Source organism: Streptococcus oralis subsp. dentisani, assembly GCF_003944205.1.
GTDB classification, from domain to species: Bacteria; Bacillota; Bacilli; order Lactobacillales; family Streptococcaceae; genus Streptococcus; species Streptococcus oralis_BH.
Map to the genome: position 1 here is coordinate 68,713 of NZ_RJPH01000007.1, position 22,721 is coordinate 91,433.

Annotated in this window: 22 protein-coding genes and 1 pseudogene; 3 read left to right on the top strand and 20 right to left on the bottom strand. The window is 40.6% G+C overall.

Features of this window, described 5'->3' with window-relative positions; translation table 11 throughout:
• Nucleotides 1–145: 145 nt before the first annotated feature.
• The 8 genes and pseudogenes from D8805_RS06200 to D8805_RS06235 form a co-directional block, all read right to left on the bottom strand.
• A complete protein-coding gene (locus D8805_RS06200) occupies nucleotides 146–1,264 on the bottom strand; it encodes a cell division protein FtsQ/DivIB (RefSeq protein ID WP_125416228.1) in 1,119 nt (372 codons plus the stop codon).
• Nucleotides 1,265–1,273: 9 nt separating this feature from the next.
• Complete coding sequence (locus D8805_RS06205) at nucleotides 1,274–2,332, bottom strand: UDP-N-acetylglucosamine--N-acetylmuramyl-(pentapeptide) pyrophosphoryl-undecaprenol N-acetylglucosamine transferase (RefSeq protein ID WP_125416230.1); 1,059 nt, start codon at nucleotides 2,330–2,332, stop codon at nucleotides 1,274–1,276.
• 1 nt (nucleotide 2,333) lies between these two features.
• Nucleotides 2,334–3,686 carry a UDP-N-acetylmuramoyl-L-alanine--D-glutamate ligase gene (gene murD, locus D8805_RS06210; RefSeq protein ID WP_125416232.1) on the bottom strand — a complete coding sequence of 451 codons (1,353 nt, stop codon included), beginning with the start codon at nucleotides 3,684–3,686 and terminating at the stop codon, nucleotides 2,334–2,336.
• 106 nt (nucleotides 3,687–3,792) lie between these two features.
• A pseudogene (locus D8805_RS06215) lies at nucleotides 3,793–3,966 on the bottom strand (ABC transporter ATP-binding protein); the annotation flags it as partial.
• Between the two features lie 70 nt (nucleotides 3,967–4,036).
• Nucleotides 4,037–4,441 (bottom strand): PaaI family thioesterase, encoded by a 405-nt coding sequence (locus D8805_RS06220; RefSeq protein WP_000651199.1) that lies wholly within the window; start codon nucleotides 4,439–4,441, stop codon nucleotides 4,037–4,039.
• A gap of 69 nt (nucleotides 4,442–4,510) precedes the next feature.
• On the bottom strand, nucleotides 4,511–5,998 hold the full coding sequence (locus D8805_RS06225; protein ID WP_125416234.1) for a UDP-glucose--hexose-1-phosphate uridylyltransferase: 1,488 nt from the start codon (nucleotides 5,996–5,998) through the stop codon (nucleotides 4,511–4,513).
• Nucleotides 5,995–6,654 carry an HAD family hydrolase gene (locus D8805_RS06230; protein ID WP_125416236.1) on the bottom strand — a complete coding sequence of 220 codons (660 nt, stop codon included), beginning with the start codon at nucleotides 6,652–6,654 and terminating at the stop codon, nucleotides 5,995–5,997. Before D8805_RS06230 ends, D8805_RS06225 begins: the two co-directional genes overlap by 4 nt.
• A gap of 11 nt (nucleotides 6,655–6,665) precedes the next feature.
• Nucleotides 6,666–7,844 carry a galactokinase gene (locus D8805_RS06235; RefSeq protein ID WP_125416238.1) on the bottom strand — a complete coding sequence of 393 codons (1,179 nt, stop codon included), beginning with the start codon at nucleotides 7,842–7,844 and terminating at the stop codon, nucleotides 6,666–6,668.
• A gap of 164 nt (nucleotides 7,845–8,008) precedes the next feature.
• Here D8805_RS06235 and galR point away from each other — a divergent pair, with 164 nt between their 5' ends.
• Entirely contained in the window at nucleotides 8,009–9,013 is a 1,005-nt protein-coding gene (galR, locus tag D8805_RS06240) for a DNA-binding transcriptional regulator GalR (protein WP_125416240.1), read from the top strand.
• Between the two features lie 35 nt (nucleotides 9,014–9,048).
• Here the strand turns inward: galR and D8805_RS06245 are convergent, their stop codons facing one another.
• Nucleotides 9,049–9,939: a cation diffusion facilitator family transporter gene (locus D8805_RS06245; RefSeq protein WP_125416242.1), complete on the bottom strand. Its 891-nt coding sequence runs from the start codon at nucleotides 9,937–9,939 to the stop codon at nucleotides 9,049–9,051.
• Nucleotides 9,940–10,069: 130 nt separating this feature from the next.
• Between D8805_RS06245 and D8805_RS06250 the strand changes: the two genes are divergently transcribed.
• The gene (locus D8805_RS06250) at nucleotides 10,070–10,624 is read left to right on the top strand and encodes a TetR/AcrR family transcriptional regulator (protein WP_125416244.1); all 555 of its coding nucleotides are present in this window, start codon (nucleotides 10,070–10,072) and stop codon (nucleotides 10,622–10,624) included.
• Between the two features lie 26 nt (nucleotides 10,625–10,650).
• Nucleotides 10,651–10,983, top strand: a complete 333-nt coding sequence (locus tag D8805_RS10255) for a glucuronide permease (RefSeq protein ID WP_125416246.1) — start codon at nucleotides 10,651–10,653, stop codon at nucleotides 10,981–10,983.
• Between the two features lie 253 nt (nucleotides 10,984–11,236).
• Here the strand turns inward: D8805_RS10255 and D8805_RS06260 are convergent, their stop codons facing one another.
• From D8805_RS06260 to D8805_RS06310, 11 genes are all read right to left on the bottom strand, one after another.
• Entirely contained in the window at nucleotides 11,237–11,860 is a 624-nt protein-coding gene (locus tag D8805_RS06260) for a TetR/AcrR family transcriptional regulator (RefSeq protein WP_125416248.1), read from the bottom strand.
• Between the two features lie 38 nt (nucleotides 11,861–11,898).
• Entirely contained in the window at nucleotides 11,899–12,981 is a 1,083-nt protein-coding gene (locus tag D8805_RS06265) for an ABC transporter permease (protein ID WP_125416250.1), read from the bottom strand.
• Between the two features lies 1 nt (nucleotide 12,982).
• Complete coding sequence (locus D8805_RS06270) at nucleotides 12,983–13,699, bottom strand: ABC transporter ATP-binding protein (RefSeq protein ID WP_125416252.1); 717 nt, start codon at nucleotides 13,697–13,699, stop codon at nucleotides 12,983–12,985.
• A gap of 152 nt (nucleotides 13,700–13,851) precedes the next feature.
• Entirely contained in the window at nucleotides 13,852–15,369 is a 1,518-nt protein-coding gene (locus D8805_RS06275) for an ABC transporter permease/substrate-binding protein (protein WP_125416254.1), read from the bottom strand.
• Entirely contained in the window at nucleotides 15,362–16,090 is a 729-nt protein-coding gene (locus D8805_RS06280) for an ATP-binding cassette domain-containing protein (protein ID WP_000575225.1), read from the bottom strand. The genes D8805_RS06275 and D8805_RS06280 overlap by 8 nt, the downstream gene beginning before the upstream one ends.
• A gap of 72 nt (nucleotides 16,091–16,162) precedes the next feature.
• The gene (locus D8805_RS06285) at nucleotides 16,163–16,606 is read right to left on the bottom strand and encodes a MarR family winged helix-turn-helix transcriptional regulator (RefSeq protein WP_000872571.1); all 444 of its coding nucleotides are present in this window, start codon (nucleotides 16,604–16,606) and stop codon (nucleotides 16,163–16,165) included.
• Between the two features lie 144 nt (nucleotides 16,607–16,750).
• Nucleotides 16,751–17,944, bottom strand: a complete 1,194-nt coding sequence (locus D8805_RS06290; RefSeq protein ID WP_125416268.1) for an O-antigen ligase family protein — start codon at nucleotides 17,942–17,944, stop codon at nucleotides 16,751–16,753.
• A 131-nt stretch (nucleotides 17,945–18,075) separates the two neighbouring features.
• Nucleotides 18,076–19,518: a sucrose phosphorylase gene (gene gtfA, locus D8805_RS06295; RefSeq protein ID WP_125416256.1), complete on the bottom strand. Its 1,443-nt coding sequence runs from the start codon at nucleotides 19,516–19,518 to the stop codon at nucleotides 18,076–18,078.
• Between the two features lie 206 nt (nucleotides 19,519–19,724).
• Entirely contained in the window at nucleotides 19,725–20,558 is an 834-nt protein-coding gene (locus tag D8805_RS06300; RefSeq protein ID WP_000711261.1) for a carbohydrate ABC transporter permease, read from the bottom strand.
• Nucleotides 20,559–20,574: 16 nt separating this feature from the next.
• Nucleotides 20,575–21,447, bottom strand: a complete 873-nt coding sequence (locus D8805_RS06305) for a carbohydrate ABC transporter permease (RefSeq protein ID WP_045616733.1) — start codon at nucleotides 21,445–21,447, stop codon at nucleotides 20,575–20,577.
• Between the two features lie 18 nt (nucleotides 21,448–21,465).
• The gene (locus D8805_RS06310) at nucleotides 21,466–22,716 is read right to left on the bottom strand and encodes an extracellular solute-binding protein (protein ID WP_125416258.1); all 1,251 of its coding nucleotides are present in this window, start codon (nucleotides 22,714–22,716) and stop codon (nucleotides 21,466–21,468) included.
• Nucleotides 22,717–22,721 lie beyond the last annotated feature (5 nt).

Below are 22,721 nucleotides of genomic sequence, written 5' to 3' on the forward strand. Positions count from 1 at the left end.
AACCTGCTAGCAGCTAGGTTCCACGAAAAACGGGTAGTCTCCATCCTTTCACTGTCTAACCTTAGCTGCCTCTCTGGACTGCTTTAAAAGTTTTCTACTATTCTATTATTTATAACGATACTTGTCAAGTAAAAACTGAAGATTCTTATTCTTGTTTCCTTTCTTCAGCTTTTTTTTCTTCCTGTTTTTTCTTCTCTGCTTCTTTAGCTTCTTGTTTAGCTTTTTCCTCTGCTTCTTCTAAACGTTTATCAGCTAAGCTAGTACTATAGATTCCTGCTTCCATATCGATGAAGCTCGGTTCTGCTAACTGTGGCTTGATTTTACTGTAATAAGGCAATTTCTTACTCAATTCTGACAAGGGAACCAAGATTTCATCTGTATCCTGCATAGTAATTTTTAAAAGATCGGCAGTTGCCTTACTTGGCGCTAGTTCAATCTTCTGAATTTGACTCTTTATGTCCTCACTAATGCTAGAAAGACCCGTCATCAAATCCTTCACCTGCTGCTCATCGTTAAAGGTGACTGTTAGGTAGGTCTCAGGCAGGTTTAAGCGATCAACAGGAGTTGACTCTACTGTACCACTAGAAAGAATAGGATAATGTTCTTCACCAGACACATAATAACCAACAATATCGAATTCCTTGACCTCAATCGTAAAGTCAGTCGGAAATTTGTAGTCAATCTTTGCTGACTCGATCCAGTGATTAGACTTGATCTGCTCAGCGTGCTTGTCCTTGTTCCATAACAAAGACAAGGTATAGTCGCTGTCCTGAATGCCAGAAACCTGTTTAATGTCATCCGCTTGAGTCTGGACATTTCCCTTAACCTCGATATGCTTGATAGTCGAAAGAGGGGTCAAGAGATAGATAGAAAGGAGGAGAACCAGAACACTCGGTACCAAGATACTCACAGCTCGCCAAATATGAATAGGAGCAATTTTAGGCTTGGCAGGTTTTTCTGGTTTTTCTTTTTTCTTCTTTTCTTTTTCCTCTTTGACTTTAGGGTCATCCTTTTGAGATTTTTCTTCTTTTTCGGATGGTTCCTTGCTCGGACTTGCGGCTTCCTCGTCTGACTCACTCGATGATTTCTTGGCTTCCTCTAACATCTTAGAGTTTTTCCCCATTCGAGCTTGTTTTTCCTTTTCCTTCTCTTCAGCTAGGGCAGCTTCTTCCTCAGCCTTCTTCTTCAGGTATTCCTGGTTTCGTTTCTGCCATTCAGACAATTCTTTCTTCTGGTTTGATTCTTTTTTCTTATCCTTTGACATTGGTTTTCCTTATGATAGGTCTTTTCTTAATAGATCGTAAAAATCCGCAAGAGATTTCAATTCAGTTGAAGCTTTCATGCTAGCTTGGTATTGGTCCTTGTGACTAAGCAGGTGGCTGAGTTTCTCCTCCAAGCTTTCCAAGGTCAAGTCACTTTCTTGAAGCTCTTCTGCATAGCCTTTCTTAACAAAGTAGGCTGCATTTTCAATCTGGTCTCCTCGACTTGCTTCACGACCCAATGGTACGATGAGATGAAGTTTCGCCATAGCCAAGAGCTCGAAAATCGTATTGGCACCACCACGCGTCACCACCACATCTGCCATCTCCATCAAAGGTTGATAGAGATCCGTCACATAGTCAATACGAAAGAGATTTTGACTCAACTCATTGAGGCTAGAATCTCCAGTGAGATTGATAATATTGTAGCGTTCGGTCAGTTCTTGCTTATGATCTGTCACCAATTGGTTAAATACACGGGCACCTGCAGAACCACCGACAAACAATACCGTTGGCAATTTAGGATTAAAGTGGGTTTGGATATCCACCAATTCATCTGGTTCAGGAATTTTTTGGTCTGAAACTTTGGTCACTGCTCCCACATGCTCGACTTTTGCAAGACCAGCAGCCTGCTCAAAGGTTGAGTACATCTTGGTCGCAAATTTATAGGCAATTTTATTGGCCAAGCCCATAGACAGGTCCGATTCGTGGATAAAGACAGGCACTCCTGACACACATGCTGCGATAACCGGTGGTACAGAGACAAATCCTCCTTTAGAAAAGAGGGCCTGCGGCCGAACTCTTAACATGATAAAGAGCGATTGGACAATTCCCCAACCAACTTTAAAGACATCCAGCATATTTTGCCAAGAGAAATAGCGACGCAACTTCCCAGTCGCAATAGAATGGAAGGTAACATTTAAGCCTGATTTGAGGATTTCTTGGTGTTCGATTCCATGCTTATCCCCGATATAGTGGACTTCCCAGCCGTCTTCGATGAACTTGGGCATTAACAAAAGGTTGAGGGTGACGTGTCCAACCGTCCCCCCACCTGTAAAGACAATTTTTTTCATATTATTCCTTTAACTCCGCTACTGTGTCGATAAAGAGGTCGCCACGTACTTCAAAGTTAGCATACATATCCCAGCTAGCATTGGCAGGACTGAGAAGAACCACATCTCCTTGAGTCGCTAGCTCATAAGCCTTGCGAGTCGCATCAGCAATATCTGTCGCATCTACATAAGTCACACCAGCCTTATCTGCTGCCCGTTTGACACGTTCAGCAGACTGACCAAGGATGACCATCTTCTTGAGCCCTGTGATGTCTGGCACCAATTCGTCAAACTCATTTCCACGGTCCAAACCACCTGCAATCAAGATGACCTTGCTATTGTCAAATCCTGACAAGGCTTTTTGAGTAGCCAAGATATTGGTTGATTTGCTATCATTATAGAATTTGACACCCTGAATTTCATCCACAAATTGGAGACGGTGTTTGACACCACCAAAGGCTGAAAGAGTTTCCTTGATGGTCTGGTTGTCTACACCACAAAGCTTAGCTACTGCAATGGTCGCAAGGGCATTTTCTACATTGTGGCTACCTGGAACACCGATTTCACTAGCTGCCATGACCACTTCCCCACGGAAGTAGAGTTGACCATCTTCCAGATAAGCTCCATCAACCTCTTCAAGTGTTGAAAATGGAACAACAGTGGCTTGTGTTTTAGTAGCCAATTCTTTTGCCAAGTCTTGGTTAAAGTTCAAAACAAGAAAATCATCTGCTGTCATCTTGTTCTGGATATTCCACTTGGCTGCTACATATTCCTCAAAAGAACCATGATAGTCGATATGAGTTGGCATGAGGTTGGTAATGACCGCAATCACAGGCTGGAATTCTTGAACACCCATCAACTGGAAAGAAGAAAGTTCCATGACAAGCGTGTCCTTGGCTGTTGCAGTTTGAGCCACTTGACTAGCAGGATAGCCAATGTTCCCTGACAAGAGACCATGTTGGCCTGCAGCAGTCAAAACCTCCCCAATCATGGTCGTTGTGGTTGTTTTCCCATTTGAACCAGTGATACCGATAATCGGCGCTTCTGAAATCAAATAAGCCAACTCCACCTCAGTCAAGACTGGAATCCCCTTTGCCAATGCCTTTTCAATCATGGGATTGCTATACGGGATACCTGGATTTTTTACCATCAGAGCAAACTCTTCATCCAAGAGCTCCAAAGGATGGCCACCAGTGACAACCTTGATCCCTTCTTCCAGCAAACTTTGTGCAGCAGGATTTTCCTCAAAAGGCTTGCCGTCATTTACCGTCACAATGGCACCTAGCTTGTCCAACAAACGGGCTGCAGACTCACCAGACTTAGCCAAACCTAAAACAAGGACTTTCTTATTTTTAAATTGATCGATTACTTTCATGTCTCAAACTCCATTTCTACTCCTACTATTTTACCATTTTTACGGAAATAAAAAAGCCACAAAGTGTATTTGTGACTCTTTCTTCTAACTTAATGTTCTCTTATCATCAATGAGATAAATCGGTAACTCGAATGACTTGATCCACTTGCTCCCAGATAAGAGGATTGTGGGTCGCAATAATAATGGTCCGATTCGGATTTTTTAGAGATTCTAGGATAGAAAGTAGCTCCTCAGAGTTTTTAGGGTCTAGTGAAGCGGTTGCTTCATCTGCGAGAATCAAAACTAACCTGCACTCCAAAAGTTCGACAAAAAATATCTAACCCTTAGAGTGCAGGTCAACTCTCAATACTTTATATCCTCACCTGTCTTTCTTCTGACCTTTGTCCTGTGACAAACATGGTAAAGGTTGCCTTACAGACATTTCTGCCTTCTTGATTGGTAATATCGACATCCACTACACAAGTGGTACGTCCTTGGTGGACGCATTCTCCTTTAATGGTCAGTACATCGTCGAGTTTTCCTGCCTTGAGGTAGTTGATAGAGGACTGGAGCGTCACTCCATCAAGCCCCAGCGAGATTACCACTAGACCACTAATTTGATCACAAAGAGTAAAGAGATAGCCTCCATGGGCATTGCCATAGTAGTTGAGCGACGAGTCCACCACTTTCGTCGTCACCACAACATGACCATCTCTCATTTTTTCTATTTCGTAATTTTCAAAGGCAGATATAGCATCAAAATGAAAATCTTTCATCGTTTCCTCCTGATATTTCAAACGACACTATGATACTACTTTTTATAGGACTGTGCAAGGAGAAAGCTCCTAGTCTGGTAAAATTCCAACCTGCTCAACAAAGCGCATAAAGGCTGCCTGTCCCTGCTCCGTTTGCTTGTAAACTCCTGCGTCCTCCAGAACACGCGCAAAAATAGCACCCACAGAGTCCTTGACGATTTCAAGGGCTTTTTCTTTATCTTTTAGGTCTGGATGTTGGACTTTGAGCTGGTCTGCCCATTTCTGATGATAAGAGGCAACTGCTTTATCATCTCCTACAAGATAGCTGGCGACTTGCTCCACTTCCGCTTTCAATCGTGGTGGTAAGATAGCCAAGCCCATGACCTCAATCAAGCCGATATTTTCCTTCTTGATATGTTGGACATCCTTGTGGGGATGATAAATGCCATCAGGATGCTCTGGCGATGTCTGATTGTCCCGCAAGACCAAGTCCAACTCAAACTGTCCATCGCGTTTACGAGCAATCGGTGTGATGGTGTGATGCGGTGTCCCATCTGTCTCTGCCAAAATCTGTACTGCAGGATCTGAATACTGGCGCCATTCCTGTAAAATCTTGTCAGCCAAGTTGATCAAATCTTCTTTGAAATCCGAAGTCAAACGTAGCACTGACATAGGCCACTTGACAATCCCTGCCTTGACCTGTTCAAAACCAGTAAATCGGAAGGTCTTTTGCAAAGGAGCTAATTCCATAGGAAACACGTGACGGCCTCCCTGATAGTGGTCATGAGTTAGAATAGACCCCCCCACTATCGGCAGATCGGCATTAGATCCAGCAAAATAGCCTGGAAACTGCTCTACGATCGCTAGCAGACGCTCAAAACTCTGACGACTAATGGCCATGGGACGATGCTGGCCATCTAAGAAAATACAGTGCTCATTAAAGTAAGCATAGGGCGAATACTGGAAACCCCACTCCTGACCGGCCATTTCAAAACGGATAATTCGGTGGTTACTACGAGCTGGATGGTTAACCCGACCATGGTAGCCTTCATTCTCTAGACAGAGTTGACACTGTGGGTAATTGCTAGCTTGAACCAACTTAGCCGCCGCAATCTCCTTTGGATCCTTTTCAGGCTTAGAGAGGTTAATGGTAATCTCAAGTTCTCCATAGTCAGATGGAACGCGATAAGCGATATTCTTAGAAATAGCCTTGAGCTTGATGTAGTCATTTTTCTGGCTGAGCTGGTAAAAATCCCCTATCGCCTGCTCAGGAGAGTGAGCATAGGTTGTCCAAAAGTCACGATTAACCTGACTTGGACAAGGGGTTACCAAGTCCATCAGTTCAGCACCGAGGATTTCACGCGCAGTCTGACTGTCCTCAATCGTCTCTAATCGAACCGCCTCCTCGACAAGCTGGTCCTTGAGGTCAATCAACTCATCTAGATCAGTCTCAACTTCCAAAACACCTTCGCCCACTCGAGCCAAAACACGATTGGTCAGGTAGATTCGATCCATTTCCTCAAATGAACTTTCACCAATGACTTCCGTGATAAATGCATCTAGAACTCCCTGACTCATTGATTCTCCCTCTTACTTTCTAAATAGTCTCTGACAGCATCTAAATCCTGAAAAACTTGTTCTGTTTTATTTAAGAAAGACTGTGCTGGCATTTTCAAGTCTGGAATACAAATAACTGGTATCCCAGCTCTATACGCTGCTTCAATCCCTGCTTCACTATCCTCTAATACTAAGCAATTCTCTGGTAAAACATTCAAATCACTGCAGGCCTTTAAAAATATATCAGGGTAAGGTTTGCTTCGCTTTACATCTTTTGCAAAAACTAGATGGTCAAATAGGGACAGTATACCATTACTATCCAAAATCATTCTAGCTCTAGATTCAACACTTGAAGTTGCTAAAGCGATTGGAATACCTTCTCTTTGCAAAAAAGCAAGCAAATTTTTAGCACCTTTTTTTAAATTTACACCTTTGGCTAATATTCGAGCTTCCAGTTCATAAACTTTTTCCAAGGTTTGGTCAAAGTTCCAAGGTAAATCATAGGTATCCAAAAATCGTTGAACATTCTCCTCTTCCCTATGTCCACTGTATTCTCTAGAATAGGTTTCTTCTGTGAAAGGAATTCCAAAATCTTCAAGCAATTCTTGATAAACTTTTAGAGAAATGATCTCAGTATCAGCTAATAAGCCATCTAAATCAAATATTACAGCTTCCATTTACTTCTCTCCTAGTCTAAAACTCGAGTCCCCGATGCAACTTCAGCGATATAGAAGCTTGGAGCATATCCAACGACTTCCTCGTAGCGTTTGCCTACAGCTTCCTTAAAGGCCTCAACATCATCTTTTTGCACCAAGGCAATGGCACAGCCACCAAAACCTGCTCCTGTCATACGAGCACCCAGAACACCTTCCTGATTCCAAGCAGTGTGAACAAGGGTATCCAATTCCAAGCCAGTTACTTCATAATCATGCTCAAGAGAAACGTGAGAAGCATTCATCAAGCGACCAAATGTTTCCAAATCACCTGCCTGAAGAGCTGCTTGAGCTTTAAGAGTACGTTGATTTTCAAGCACAGCATGGCGAGCACGTTTTAAACGATTTTCGTCTTTAATCAGATAGCTGTATTGGTCAAAGGCCCACTCATCCAATTCACCCAAGGTCTGAATATCCAAGGCAACTTGCAATTCTTCTACTGCTTTTTCACACTCAGCACGGCGTTCATTATACTTAGAATCTGCTAGTTCACGACGTTTGTTGGTGTTCATGATAACAACAACATTGTCCTTCAAATCAAGTGGCACCAAGTCATACTCCAAGTTGTTGGTATCTAGGTAAATGGCACGTTGGTCAGCTCCCATACCGATAGCAAACTGGTCCATGATACCAGAATTCACTCCGATAAAGTTATTTTCTGTTTGTTTTCCGATTTTTACCAAATCCAGACGGTCTAGTTTTAAATCAAAGAGATGCTCTGCCACAACACCAGTCAAAAGTTCCAAAGATGCCGATGATGACAAGCCAGCTCCATTTGGGATATTCCCATAAACATAAAAATCAAACCCTTTGTCAATCACGTGCCCAGCTTCTTGCAAGAAATGAAGAACTCCTTTTGGATAGTTGGTCCAGCTGTGCTCTTTTTCAAATTTGAGGTCAGCAAGAGGCACTTCGATGATACCCTTGTCCTCAAAGTTGGCTGAGTAGAAACACAAAACTTGGTCGTCACGCTTGCGAGCCGCTCCATAGGTTCCCAAGGAAATAGCCGCTGGAAAAACGTGCCCACCGTTGTAGTCTGTGTGTTCACCAATCAGATTGATACGACCTGGTGAAAAGAAAGTTTGGTCTGCTTCTTGACCAAAAACGGCAAGAAAGTCTTTGCGAAGGGCTTCAGCAGTAAGATGTTGTGTCATATGAATTCTCCTTTGACTGTCCGTTAAGTCATCTTAACGTGTAATCGTTTTCTTCTATTGTATCCAAGGCTTTTGCTAAGGTCAATCCTTTTTACTAAAGTTTTACTAAACAATCGGTAAAAAGAAGAAAAATATGATATACTAACCTAAAAGAAGGAGGATTTATGGCTACCTTAAAAGACATTGCACAGCTAGCCTCTGTCTCTATCGCGACCGTATCTCGTGTCCTCAATCGCGACCAGAGCCTATCTGTCACAGAAGAAACCCGACACCGCATTTTAACCGTCGCTGAAGAGCTGGGCTACACCAAGCACCTCAAGACAGGCGAATCCCACAAACCCAAGCAAAAGATTGCTATTATCCAATGGGTCAGCGAACAAGGGGAGTTGGACGACCTCTACTACTACCAGATTCGTCTCGGTATTGAAAAAAGAGCCCAAGAGTTGGACTATGATATCTTGCGCTATTTTAATGACCATCCTTTTACATTAAGCGAGGAAGTGATTGGCATTCTCTGCATCGGAAAATTTAGCCGAGCACAGATCTCTGCCTTTGAAGAATACCAAAAACCCTTAGTCTTTATAGACAGCGATACCCTCTCACTAGGTCACACCTGTATTATCACTGACTTTTACACTGCTGTAAAACAAGTTGTAGACCATTTCCTCAGCCAAGGGATGAACCGTATCGGAATTCTCACAGGACTTGAGGAAACAACCGACCAGGAAGAAATTATCCAGGATAAGCGACTAGAAAATTTCAAAGACATTACCCAAGCAAAAATTATCTACCATGAAGAACTGGTCTTTCAGGGAAGCTTTACTGCCCAGTCTGGCTATGACTTGATGAAGAAGGCCATTCACAAGTTGGGAGACCAACTCCCACCAGCCTTTTTCGCCGCCAGCGATAGTTTAGCCATCGGTGCCCTCCGTGCCCTTCAAGAAGCTGGAATTAGCCTACCAGACCGCGTCAGCCTCATTTCTTTTAACGACACTAGCCTGACCAAGCAAGTCTACCCTCCCCTCTCTAGTATCACGGTCTATACTGAGGAAATGGGCCGAGCAGGTATGGATATTCTTAACAAGGAAGTTCTCCACGGTCGCAAAATCCCTAGCCTAACCATGCTGGGAACCAGACTGACTTTGAGAGAAAGTACAAGGAATGAATAAGATATCAAAACGACCTCAACAAGAGGTCGTTTTTTCTAGTGATGATGAGGATGGTTCTGCTCTAAGGCTGTTACCCTCCGTTTATGTTGCGCATGATTGCTTTGACTGGCGTCCACTTCGATGGTAATATTCTGCACTCCTCTTTCTTCTAAAAATTGACGCACTGCTTCTTTAGTTTCTATCATCTGCTCCCAGTCCTCGATACAGAGATGGATAATGGCATTATTTTCCAAACCATCCATGGACCAAATGCTAAGTTGATTGACACTTTTGACATTGATCAGAGCCTCCAAATCCTTCTCCAAATCCCCTGTCTCTACTCCTTCTGGCACAGCATCCAAGAAAATCTTGAGTGCACTCCAAAAGCGAGGAATGGCTTTTGTTAGAATGAAGATAGAAATGACAAGAGATAAGAGTGGATCAAGGATATACCAATCTGTAAATTTGAGGATAATCGCCATCAGAATGACAGCCAGCCAACCAAGGGTGTCTTCCAAAAAGTGCAAGCTCAAAATTGACTCGTTCTTTGTCTTGCCCTTACGAACGACTAGACTAGCTAGCACATTGATACCTACTGCAATGATTCCTAGCCAGAGGACGCCTTCCTCATTGACAGGTTGCGGGTCAACTATCTTTGTGATATTTTCCAATATCACTAGGACAGACCCTATCATAAGGATCACAGCTGTTAGGATGGCTCCTAAAAGACTGAAACGCTTGTAACCCAAGGTGTACTGCCCATCTTCTTCTCGGTTTGAGATTGTTTCTAAAAGGGCCGATATACCAATGGCTATAGCATCTCCCAAGTCATGAACAGAATCAGCAAGAACAGCACTCGAACCAAAGATTCCTCCTGCGATAAACTCAACAATAGCATAGCTTAAATTCAAGAAAAAGGCTAGCCAGATAGATGTTTTAGAACTCATTTCTCTCCCTCCTTTGGTATAATAGATATATATACTTCTTTCATTTGTATTATCTAATAAAATCCAAAGAAAGGATAGAAGCAAACTGTCAGCCTTATTCAGTTCTGAACAGTTAGCCTCAAGTGTCTACATGCAAAAAAGAGATCGTCGGGTTAGTAAGACGAAAAAAGCTATTTATCAAGCTTTTTTACAAGTTTTGAACGACAAGGGCTATGATGCCACTACTGTCCAAGATATCATTGACTTGGCAGATGTTGGGCGCTCGACCTTTTACTGTCACTACGAGAGCAAGGAGCTGCTTTTAGATGAACTCTGTCGCTACCTCTTTCATCATCTCTTTGAAAGGGAAGAACACTTGACTACAGAAGACTACCTCGCACATATTTTTTTGCATTTTCAAAAAAATCAAGACCATGTCACCAGTCTTCTTTTTTCCAAAAACGACTACTTTCTCCGCCAACTACACAAGGAACTCGAACACCATGTTTACCCCATGGTAGCGGAGGATTTGCAAGAGGCCTATCCGAGCATACCAGCCTCCTACCTCAAACATTTTGTAGTAACCAATTTTATCGAAACACTGACCTGGTGGCTAAAAAAAGGAAAATCTTATACAGAAGACCAAGTAGTGAGATTTTACTTAGATGTGATTGAGATGACTTCTACAAAATCACTCGAGATTTAATCCTGTTACGAAGAAAGGACTCAACCATGTTAAATTCTATTATCCTAGGAATTCTGACGATTGTACTAGCTCTCGCCTTCTCGCTGCTTCACCTTGCTGCTGCTTTCGCAGCCATAAAACAAAAGAACTACAGTCTGGGAAACACGTGCATCTTGGTCGGCAGTTGCCTCACCTCTCTGGCTCTAGCCATCTTTTACTTCGTCCCACTTGCAACCATTCTTCTATGGATAGTGGGCTCTAGCATCATCTGCTACGGCGCTTACTGGAACGGCCAACAGAAAGAAAGTCAACATATATCGCACCACATCGTTCGTATAACAAGTGCTATTGTCATTACGGTATTATTTATTTTGCTCTAACACAAAAAAGGATCATCTTGTACTGCACCTAACGGAGCGAGACGAACTAATAGTCACATAATTAAACAAAAGAGCCTGGGACAAAAGTCTAACCTTAAATATAAAAAGCGAACAAAATCAGTTTTCTGACACTCAGAATTCCGTCTTGTTCGCTTTTTTGTCTAATCTATCGATTTTAAAAATTTATAATAAAGAATTCCTAAAATCAAAATCTTTTTGCCCCAGACTCTTTCATTCTATATTTAGAAACTTACTACTTCCACAAACCACCTAAGATTTGTTTTTCTAACAAGTCTAAGTCCTCTTCTCTCATTTCGCCATTGTCGCCAACGACATATAGTTGAGAGAAGTAAGCTAACAAAGGACCTATACAGATGCGAACCATTTGAGAAATCGTTAATTCAGGATTAACACGTGGATCTGCCAACAATTCCTTGTGAAGCATCAGAAGCTTATCCTGGATAGTATTCCAGATAAACTTCTGTTCATTTCTTAGTTTATTATTAGAGAATGTTTCATGAAAAATGATTTTTATCAGAGCACGATTATTTTTTAGATAGGTCATTCGATTATGGACAAGATAATGAACTTTTTCTTCTGTCGTTTCAAAAGTTAACAGTTCTTCAAAAAAACTTCCAAATAGTCCTGGAACCACAGGGTGTAAAATAGCCGTTAACAAATCGACTTTCGTTTTAAAATACTTAAATAACGTAGCCTGACTGAATCCAGCATGCTCAGCTATGTGAAGGGTGGAGGTGCCATTATAGCCCTTGGTCGAAATGAGATCTACTGCCGACCGCATGATTTTTTTCTTCCCTTGAGGATAATTTGCTTCCTCTAAGTAATCTTCAAATGATTCAAAAATAGTCTTATCCATTAAACATTCATCCCTCTTAGTATTTTTTGTATTTTTCTTTAAACTTTACGATAACGTCGTAATCCTACAATATTGAGAATTGTCAAAATGACAAGGAAAATCAGTAGAACGCCGATATTAGGCAAAACGTCTCCAATGCCACGTCCGTAAAGAATAATCTGACTCATCGCATCACCTGAGTAGGTCAAAGGCAAAAATATACCGGCCGTCTGAGCCCAGTCTCCCATTGATGACAATGGAATAATTCCTGAGAAAAAGAGCTGCGGCATAATCACAAGAGGAATAAATTGCATCATTTGGAATTCTGATTTCGCCAAGGTAGATAAGAGAATTCCAAAGGCCAACGCTACAAGAGCCAGTACTACATTAACTACTATAACATTAAATAGATTTCCGACAACTTCTACATCTAATAACCAAACTGCTGCTAGAACTACCACTGCTGTCTGAAAAATCGCAATGAGACCGTAAGACAACATGTAACCATATACGATTTCAGAACGTTTGACTGGAGTTGCTAATACACGCTCTAGTGTACCACTGGTACGCTCTTTCAAAAGTGCCATTCCTGAAATCAAAAAAACAAAAAAGAAAACTACAAAGCCTATCAAAACTGGAATCATACTTGTAAAGAAGTTTGTATTTTCATCACCATATTGGTAGAATTCCCTGATTTCCGGTGCTTTTACCTCCAAATTCAATTTTGGAAGAGCTTGCTTGATACGAGCTAGTAATTGATTACTTCCTTCACTAGCGATACTGGTTCGCAATACTTGTCGAGTCATAGATGTTTTAGAGGCATCTGTATTTGCATAATCGACCTGATATTCACCATTTTTATAAGAAACCACCGCGTCTACTTTTTCATCAGCTAAGTCTTTCTTCGCTTGATTGAGATCATTGTAAGTCTGTACACTAACATGGTTCAAATCATCCATTCTCGTCACCAAACTAGTTGGAAGATCTTGTGCCGCTAGTTTAATATTCACGGTTGTACTAGCTGAAAACATGAGGTTCATCAACCACATGATAAAAACAGGTGCTATAAACATCAGGGCTAGAGTTCGTTTGTCACGAAGTAATTCTTTGATGACTTTTTTTGCAATCGCTATTGTTCTCATTTTACTCACCTTCTGCTTTTAAAAATACTTCTTCAATACTTGAAACTTGATAACTTTCTTTTAAGTGTTGCGGTGTATCAAAAGCAATGATTTTTCCGCCTAATAATAAGCCGACCTTATCCGTCAACTCTGCTTCATTCATAACATGGGTAGTAACTAATATCCCTACCCCATTGTCTCTAAGCGCGAATAATTCTTTCCAGATTTTCTTTCGAAGAGAAGGGTCGATTCCAACTGTCGGTTCGTCCAAAATCAAGAGTTGAGGATTTCCCAACAGCGCGATAGCAAGAGACAAACGCCGTTTCATTCCTCCAGAATAACCAGATACCGCCTTGTTTAAGTAGTCTGTCAGATCTACTACTTGAGCTATATGAGCAATTTCCGCCTTTAGGTCTTTTTTAGAAAGCCCCTTTAGCTGACCAAAAAATTCCAGATTTTCTTGACCAGACAAGGACTCGTATAAAGCATCTGATTGGGCCATATAGCCAATATCTCCTAAAATATGACGATTTGGCATAGTATGGTCCAAGACTAAAGCGATACCGCTATCCGCCTTTGCCATTCCTAGCATGGTTTTAATCATAGTTGATTTACCAGCACCTGATGGACCGATTAGACCAATGATTTCTCCAGGCTGTAAATCAAAACTAACGTGATTTAAGACCATTTGACGACCAAAAGATTTTTCTAAATCTTGTAAATGTAGCAATGTTTTCATTTGAATCCTCCTAGGTGAGTATTTACTCACTCTTAGAATAAAACTATTATATTGAGTGTTCACTAACTTGTCAAGTGACAGTAAAATTTTCATAACAAAAAATCCTCGAATACAAATCGAAGATTTTTAAAAATTTATAAGGAAATCTGCTTCTATTTTAGAAGACCTTCTTGAACCAAAAACTCACGTGCTACTTCTTCAGCTGATTTCCCTTCCACACCCACTTGATAGTTGAGCTGGCTCATCTGGCTTTCTGTAATTTTACCAGCCAGTTTATTTAGTACCGTTTCCAACTCTGGGTGTTTCTTGAGAAGAGCTTCTTTCATCAGAGGAGCCCCTTGATAAGGTGGGAAGAGTTGCTTGTCATCTTCCAAGACCTGTAAATCATAACGCGCCAACTCCGCATCGGTCGAATAGGCATCCGTGATTTGAATATCACCTGACTGGATTGCTTGATAGCGGAGAGCTGGTTCCATGGTCGCTACATTGAGATTGAGTCCGTAGAAAGACTGCAAGCCCTTATTTCCATCCTCGCGGTCATTAAACTCCAGAGTAAACCCTGCTTTCAACTGACCTTCTACTTTTTTCAAGTCTGAAATGGTCTTCAAGCCATATTCTTGAGCAATCTTTTTCGGAACAGCCACAGCATAGGTATTTTGATAAGACATAGGTTTGAGATAGGCTAGATGATCTTGTTTGGCAATGCCATCACGCGCCACTTGATAAACCTGATCTGGTTCATGACCTACTTTAGGTGCTGGTTGAAGCAAACTTTCAGTTACCGTACCAGTAAACTCTGGATAGATGTCAATATCACCTTTTTTCAGAGCTTCATAGAGAAAGCTAGTCTTCCCAAAATTCGGCTTAACAGTCGCAGTCATACTGGTATTTTCTTCAATCAGCAACTTATACATATTGGCCAAGATTTCCGGTTCTGGGCCTAATTTCCCAGCGATGACCAGGTTTTCCTTCTCTTTTTGAGCTAAGAGGGCTGGACTATAAGACAGACCGAGCAATATGGTCACCAAGGCAAAACCAGAAAAAATCGTCCGCAATTTTGCTTTTTCCATCATTTTTAGTAGGAAGTTAAAGGCAATGGCCAGCACTGCAGAAGAAAGTGCCCCAATCAAAATCAGACTGGTATTATTACGGTCAATTCCCAAAAGAATAAAGGAGCCCAGTCCCCCTGCCCCAATCAAGGCAGCCAAAGTCGCCGTACCGATAATCAAAACCGCAGCCGTCCGAATCCCAGACATAATGACAGGCATGGCAAGTGGAATTTCAAACTTCTTGAGACGCTCCCATCTGGTCATCCCAAAGGCAATCCCTGCCTCTTGCAGACTCGGATCAATTCCCTTCAGTCCAGTGATGGTATTTTGCAAAATCGGAAAAATCGCATAAATCACCAGAGCCGTCAAAGCTGGCAAGGTCCCAATTCCCATCAAGGGGATGAAGAGTCCCAACAAGGCCAGAGACGGGATAGTCTGGAAAATTCCTGCAATCTGCAAGACCCAGTCCGCCAACTTCTCATGATAGCAAAGATAAACAGCCAAAGGAATCGCGATAAAAATAGCTAGTAACAAGGTTAAAAGTGACAACTGCAAATGTTGAGATAGAGCTGTTACCCAATCACCAAAACGATCCTGAAAAGTTGATATCAAATTAGTCATGAACACTACCTCCAAACAAGTCTGCTACAAAGTCCGTTGCAGGAGCTTTTAAAATGGTCTCAGGGTTCGCCACCTGACGAATCTCTCCGTCCTGCAAGACAGCAATACGGTCACCTAATTTCAAAGCTTCATCCGTATCATGGGTCACAAAAATCGTTGTCATCCCAAACTCTTTATGCAATTCTTTCGTCAAAACCTGCAACTGTTTTCTCGAAATGGCATCCAAGGCTGAAAAAGGTTCATCCATAAGCAAAATCTTAGGCTGACCAATCATAGCACGAACAATACCAACCCGTTGCTGTTCTCCGCCAGATAGTTCACTAGGAAGTCGATGTCCATACTCAGCCACTGGTAAACCAACTTTAGCCAAAAGCTCTTCTGTTTTCTGAGCAATTTCTTCCTTGCTCCAGCCCTTCATCTCAGGAATGAGGGCAATATTTTCCGCAACCGTTAGATTGGGAAAAAGAGCAATGGCCTGTAAAACATAACCAGTAGAAAGACGAAGTTCCCGCTCATCATAGTCTTTGATGCGCTTGCCATCCATATAAATATTTCCATCAGTTGGTTCCAAAAGACGGTTAATCATCTTGATCATGGTTGTCTTACCAGATCCAGATGGACCAACTAAAACCATGAACTCCCCATTCTCAATCCGTAAATTGACATCTCTCAAAACATCTTTTTCTGTGTAGCGTAGCGCTACATTTTTGTATTCAATCATTCTTTGTCCTCAATTTAAAATTTTCCTCGGTTTGTCAAGTTACCAAACTTTTAATAACTAATTTACCCCATTCTAAACCTCATTTTCCTGCTCTTTCAGATTAGCCAAAATTCTTTCTTGAAAACCTTCAAACTGACGAATTTCTTCCTCTGAAAATCCTTTGTAACAGATAGTATCCAATCTCTGACTGACACGTTGCCCAACTTCTTTCTGGGACTTGCCCAACTCTGTTAAAACTAAATACTTCTTACGCTTATCTTCTCCACACGGACTGACAGTTATAAGATTTTGCTCCTCTAACTTTTTTATCATAGTCGTCAACGTATTATTAGCAAGCCCAGTCGCAAGCGCAATATCTGTCGCAGTTGCACAGCCCGTCTTACTATTCCATAAAACCGCTAAAATCTTTCCCTGCTCACTCCGATAAAGAGAGTCAGGGTCTTGTCTCAGTAACTTTTGAAAAAGCCGCCCATTCAACAAACGAATATGATGGGCTACCAAATGACAATATTTCATGAAACCTCCAATTTATTTCTATATCGATACGAATAAAAAACATTATAATACTTATTATTCCAATTGTCAACTATTTCGATTTAGAACTAATTTTTCTCAGTAAAAAATCTCCTACTCAAGGTAGAAGATTTCAATCTTATAAACTTAATCCGTCATGTCTGATACCAAGGTTCGACGCTCCAATGGAATACTGCACATAACTAACAAGAAAATGAAACCTGACTGAATCCAGAAAAGGGCCAAGTCAAAGATTCCATGCACAGCAACCACTGTAAGGAAAGATAGATAAAGACCGATAATTGGACGTTTCCCCGACTCCTGACTCATATCCATCATCAAACGAACAGGAGCAACAGAAGACAAAGCTAATAAAATGGTTCCCACAATTCCGTAACTCAGAATCGTATCAATATAAAGGCTGTGAGCATGTTCATGATAAGGAGCATGAATTCTCGGATAGGAATTCATATAGGTCAGTGGTCCCTCACCCCAAATCGGATTTTGCTTGAACAAAGTCATACCCGCATTCCAGATTGAAACACGCTCCTCCATTGAAGAATCTAGCGTTCCCATACGGACACCCAAATCGCTTGAGAAGAGGAAACAAAGTCCAATCCCGAAAACTCCAATACTGAGCCAGAAGGCACGCCAGTTTTTAATGGTTGTAAAGAGATAAATGATGGCACCAGCGATGATGGCAGGAAAGGCTGTTCTATTTTGTGTGAAATTCAAACCAAATAGATTCACAAAACCTGCTAGCACACAAAAGACTTTCAACCATCTTAGCTTCGTCGTTGTATATAGATAAAAGGCAATCATGATACAGAAGCAACAAATGATCCCATAGTAGTTAGGATTAAAGAAGGTCACCTCTGCACGGTTTTGGTGCCATACTTGCATATTGGGCGAAAGAAAGGCGTAGTTAAATTTCTTTACAATTTGAAAATGCTCCAAAGTAGCAAAGACAGCAGAGAGCACACTACCAAACAAGATTGTCTGCAGTATCAGTCGAAAGAAAGCATGCGTCAGACGTTTCTGGTAGAAACTAAAGAAAATGAGGAAGAGAAACATCAGTAAAGATGCAACCAATCCAAGCCAGTTCTTGGCGACGATGGAGATGATACTACTGTAGGCAATAAAAAAGAGAAGTACAGGATGTTTGGCTAATCCTTTGATAATTCCCTTCATCTCCCCAGTAACAAGTAAACCTATCAAATATAAAGCAAAGAGTGCTAAGAACAAATAAAAAGGTAAAAAGATACTCATGATCATCAAATACAAAAAGAAATCTTTTTTCGAAAGCCCTCTTATCTTATCCAGTAATCCAATTGATTTCAAAACGGATCCTTTCTGTTCTGGATTTCTCCAGAAGATAAATGCTAAACTATCTTTATATTCTACCATTTTTTCCGTCATTTGGGAACAATGAACACGTTTTCACCACAAAAAATTCTATCATCAATATAGCACTAGAATTGAATGTTTCTGCCGTTTTCCACTACTTGATAGGTCTGACTTTGCAAATCAATTTCTGCTACTGCTGTTACGGACTTGTCTTTATTTTGACGTTTGATTACAATGCTGTGAGCTGTTGGTGTTTCAATGTCAATAGTCCCTTCTAGGTCAAAGGCCTCTGACCGATTACGGAAAGAAAATAGATTGAGAAGAGACTTCACCACAGGACGTTGAACTTCTTCTGCTATTTCCTCATTGCTATAGTAATGACGATTAATATTTCGACCTTCTTTGGTTTCTTCTAATAATTTCAAGTCATTTTTTCCTGCTAATAGACCCATATAGTAAACCTGAGGAATGCCTGGCGCCAAAGCTTGAATCAAACGAGCGAGGAAGTACTTGACATCATCATCTCCAAGCGCAGAATAGTAGGTTGAATTGATTTGGTAGATATCTAGATTGTTATACTCTGCACTAGAGTACTTACGTTTGACATTCGCTCCAACCTTATAGAGCTCATTTGAAGCATAGTCAATTTCCTCATCGGTCAGGATATCCTTGACATCCACCACTCCAATCCCATCATGGGTATCTAGTGTCGTAAATTGCTTCATCGGGCTCATCTTTAACCACTTAGCCAAACGCTCTGTTCTGGAACTGTAAAGAGTATAAAGGGTCACCATTGGAAGGGCAAAATCGTAAACATAGTAATCATGGTCCGCTATTTTAAACTGAATCGAATAGTGTTCATGAATCTCAGGTAAGAGCTCTGTCCCATACTCAGCAGCGATATCTCGAACTTTGTCCAATAAATCCCAAATATCTGGTTCCACAAAGAAATCATTGGTATCCAATTTCTTCACTGCATAAGCAAAGGCATCTAGACGAATCAAATCACACCCGTTACTTGCTAGATGTTGAATCGTCTTACGGATGAATCTCATCGTTACTTCTTTGGTCACATCAAGATCAATCTGCTCCTCACCAAAGGTATTCCACAAATGTTCTACTGAACCATCTGCAAATACAATCTCTTGCTTTGGTGCACGATCCTTACGCTTGTAGATTAAATCTACGTCAGACTGTGTCGGACGGTTCTCTGGCCAAAACTTATCCCAGTTTAAAAAGAGATCTTTAAATTCACTGGCTTCATGTTTTTCTTGATAGTCCCTATAATACTTAGATTGACGAGAAATATGATTAATCATAAAGTCAAACATAAGATAATATTTCTCACCTAAACGCTTAACGTCCTCCCAATCACCAAAAGCTGAATCCACTTCATCATAGTCAACTGGTGCAAATCCACGATCACCTGTTGATGGGAAAAATGGTAGAAGGTGAACTCCCCCAATAGCATCGCCAAAATGTTCTTCCAAATTATCATACAAGTCTTTAAGGTTATTTCCAAGACTATCTGAGTAAGTAATCAACATAGTTTTATTTTGAATGGTCATATATGGTCTCCTTTTTCTGATGAAAGCCAAGTCTTATATGACCTGGCTTCGTAAATGAAAGATATTTTTAGGTTTTTGTTCACATCGAACTCGTACTAATATAGACTGCACGTAACTAAGTACTACTTTCTTGTTTTCTACATAGAATTGTAAACAAGCTGAACTGTTCCTCTATGTATGGAATTATAAATTCCCTAAGCACTTTTTTACTTCACTGCCCCGTTACTCATTCCTGAAATGATATGTTTTTGGAAGATGAGGTAGACAATGGTTATCGTTACAATTCCCACAATATAAGATGCAAAACTTGGGCCATAGTCATTGAAGTACTGACCTTGGTAGTTGTATTGGAAGAGAGGTAAAGTCCACATCTTGGAATCCTTATTCAGAATCAAGAGTGGCAACATAAAGTCATTCCAGAACCAGAGAGCATTGATAATCAAAGTTGTCGCATGCATGGGCTTCAACATTGGAAAAATGATTCGACGATAAGTTGTAAAACGATCAGCCCCATCAATTTCTGCAGCTTCATCTAAACTATCTGGTATACTGATTTTAATATAACCAACATACAAGAAGAGAGTCTGTGGAATTGCATAAGTTAGATAGAGTATTACCAACCCCCACATATTTGCTAGACCGAGTTTACTCATCATAACTGTGATGGGAATCATAATCACCTGAAATGGAACAAATATCCCTAAGATTAAGAGCGAATACATAATTGCAAAGGCTTTTTTCTTGGACATATTTCGAGCAATGGAATAAGCTGCAGCTGGTATAAAGAAAGCTACTACAATCAATGATAACACCGTAATAACAGCTGAATTCCAGAAATAGCCTCCAATTCCATCTGAAATTAATCGTTCATAATTACTTAAGGTAAAAGGATTGGGCAGACTAAAGAAATGATTCATGATATCCTTAGTTATTTTGAAAGAACTAAATACTGTTACCAACAAAGGAACAAGTATAAGAATACCACCGACTATCAAGAGGACATATTTCCAAAACTGATTCAATTTTTCTTCTTTTTTCATGTGTAGGACTCCTCTATTAGATTTCAAATTTCTTTGATAGCTTGATTTGGATAAGAGAAACAATTCCAATAATTAAGAATAAAATCAAGGCAATTGCATTCGCATATCCATATTGATTACTCTTGAAAGCATAGTTGTAGACTAAAAGTCCAAGAGACGTTGTAGCATTATTTGGACCACCACTCGTCAAGGCAAAAATTTGGTCAAAGGCTGTCAAACCAGACTTAAGAGCCAGAATAAAAACCATAGAAATCGTTGGTAGTAAATAGGGTAATTCAATCTTCCAAAAGGTTTGTTTACTTGTTGCACCATCAATTGATGCCGCCTCTAAAATATCAGTTGGGATACTCTGAAGACCCGCAAGAAAGAGAATGATTGGCATTGCTACTCCTTGCCATAGAAGAACAAAAATAGTTGCCACTACCGCTCCGACAGGTGTCCCCAATAGACTCTCTTGTAAAAAACCAATCCCTAAAATTCTTCCAATCGTTGGAAGACCATAGTTGAAGAATTGTTTAAAAATCAAGGAAACTGTCAAACCAGATAAAACAGCTGGGAAAAAGAACCAAGCTCTAAAGAAGGTCTGTCCCTTCATCTTAGAATTTAAGGCTCGTGCCACAACCATCCCAATCGTAATCTCTCCAATAATCAATGCCAGAGTTAAAATCAAAGTAAAGGCTATGGCTGTGAAGAATTTCCCATCAATCATCAGCAATTTGTAGTTATTCAAACCAACAAATTTGTAATTATAGGTCAATCCAGTCCAGTTAGTCAAACTATAGAAAGCACCTTGCACCATCGGAAAGTAAAAGAAGATCGCTTGTAATGCAAGCGGGATGAGCAAAAAAGTCCAACCCCAGTATTTATTTAAAAATTTTCGAATAGCCATATCATCTTAACTCCTATTCTAGTCCAAATCTGCCTTCATTGGATTAAAGAAAGCATTGAGATTGTTTGCCATATTTTTCAGATTTTTATCCATCAAGTAACCTGCACTTAGATTAAAAAAATCTTCTTCAGAGTTCCAGTGTTGGCCCAACCAAACATAATGTTTGTCCGTAAAGGCCAGTTTAGAAATATCTGCAAGCGCTGAGTCTTCTTTTTCCTGTATGCCTTTTACAGCAACTGGTGATCCATCTACATCATAATATGACTGCATAGCTTTTGGACTAGTCATATAGCTGATAAATTCTTCGGTTTCTTTCGGATGTTTGGTAGTAGCTGAAGTTGATAATGCCATGTCCCCTGCACCAACAGTAACTTCTTTTCCTACTTCTTCTCCTGGGAAGGCAAACATCCCCACCTCAAATTTTGGATCCTGTTGATTAATTGCCGCTAATGCCCATGATCCTTGTGGCATCATCAAGGCTGTTTCACTCGAAAATGCTACCACCGCATCATTATAAGAAGCACCACGCCAACCATCTTGAGCATTATCTGCCAATAAATCTAGTCGTTCTGCATCGGCTTTTAAAATAGCATCATCTGCAGAGATAGCGTTTGGTTTTGAAAAGCGAAGGTAGTTATTAGCCTCGTCTCCACTACCTGTAATAGTAATGAGAGAAAGTTGGTGGTAACCATTTAATGTCCAGCCTTCATTGCCTGCGACCGCAAATGGAGAATTCCCACTATCTTTTATTTTTTTAACAATCTCTTGAAATTCTTTAAAAGTCTTCGGTTCCTCAAGTCCTAATTCTTTAAACTTCGTTTTATTGTAATAGATTCCATAAAGGTTGGCTGTTAAAGGCACACTATAAACCTTGTTATTGATTGCATACTTTTCGGCATAGTCGTTCTTGATGTTCTCAAGATAAGATTTCCCTGTCATATCTGCAAAATAACCTGCTTTAGCCCATTCTTGTAATTCAATAGACTGGGGATAGATATTAACAACATCAGGAATATCTCCAGCCAGAACGCGAGTTTTGAGTACTTCCCCAGCGTTAGGGACATTCACTACTTTAATATGCACATTCGGATTTTCTTTTTCAAAGTCTTTGGCAATCTCACGAAGGGTATCAACCATTTCACCCTTCTGATTGAAATATTCAATCGTTACCTTGCCATCAGTTGACTCCTCTTGACTACTACAAGCTGACAGTCCCAAAAGGCAGAGTCCTGTAGTAACAATTAAGCTCATCTTTTTATACCATCTCATGATTT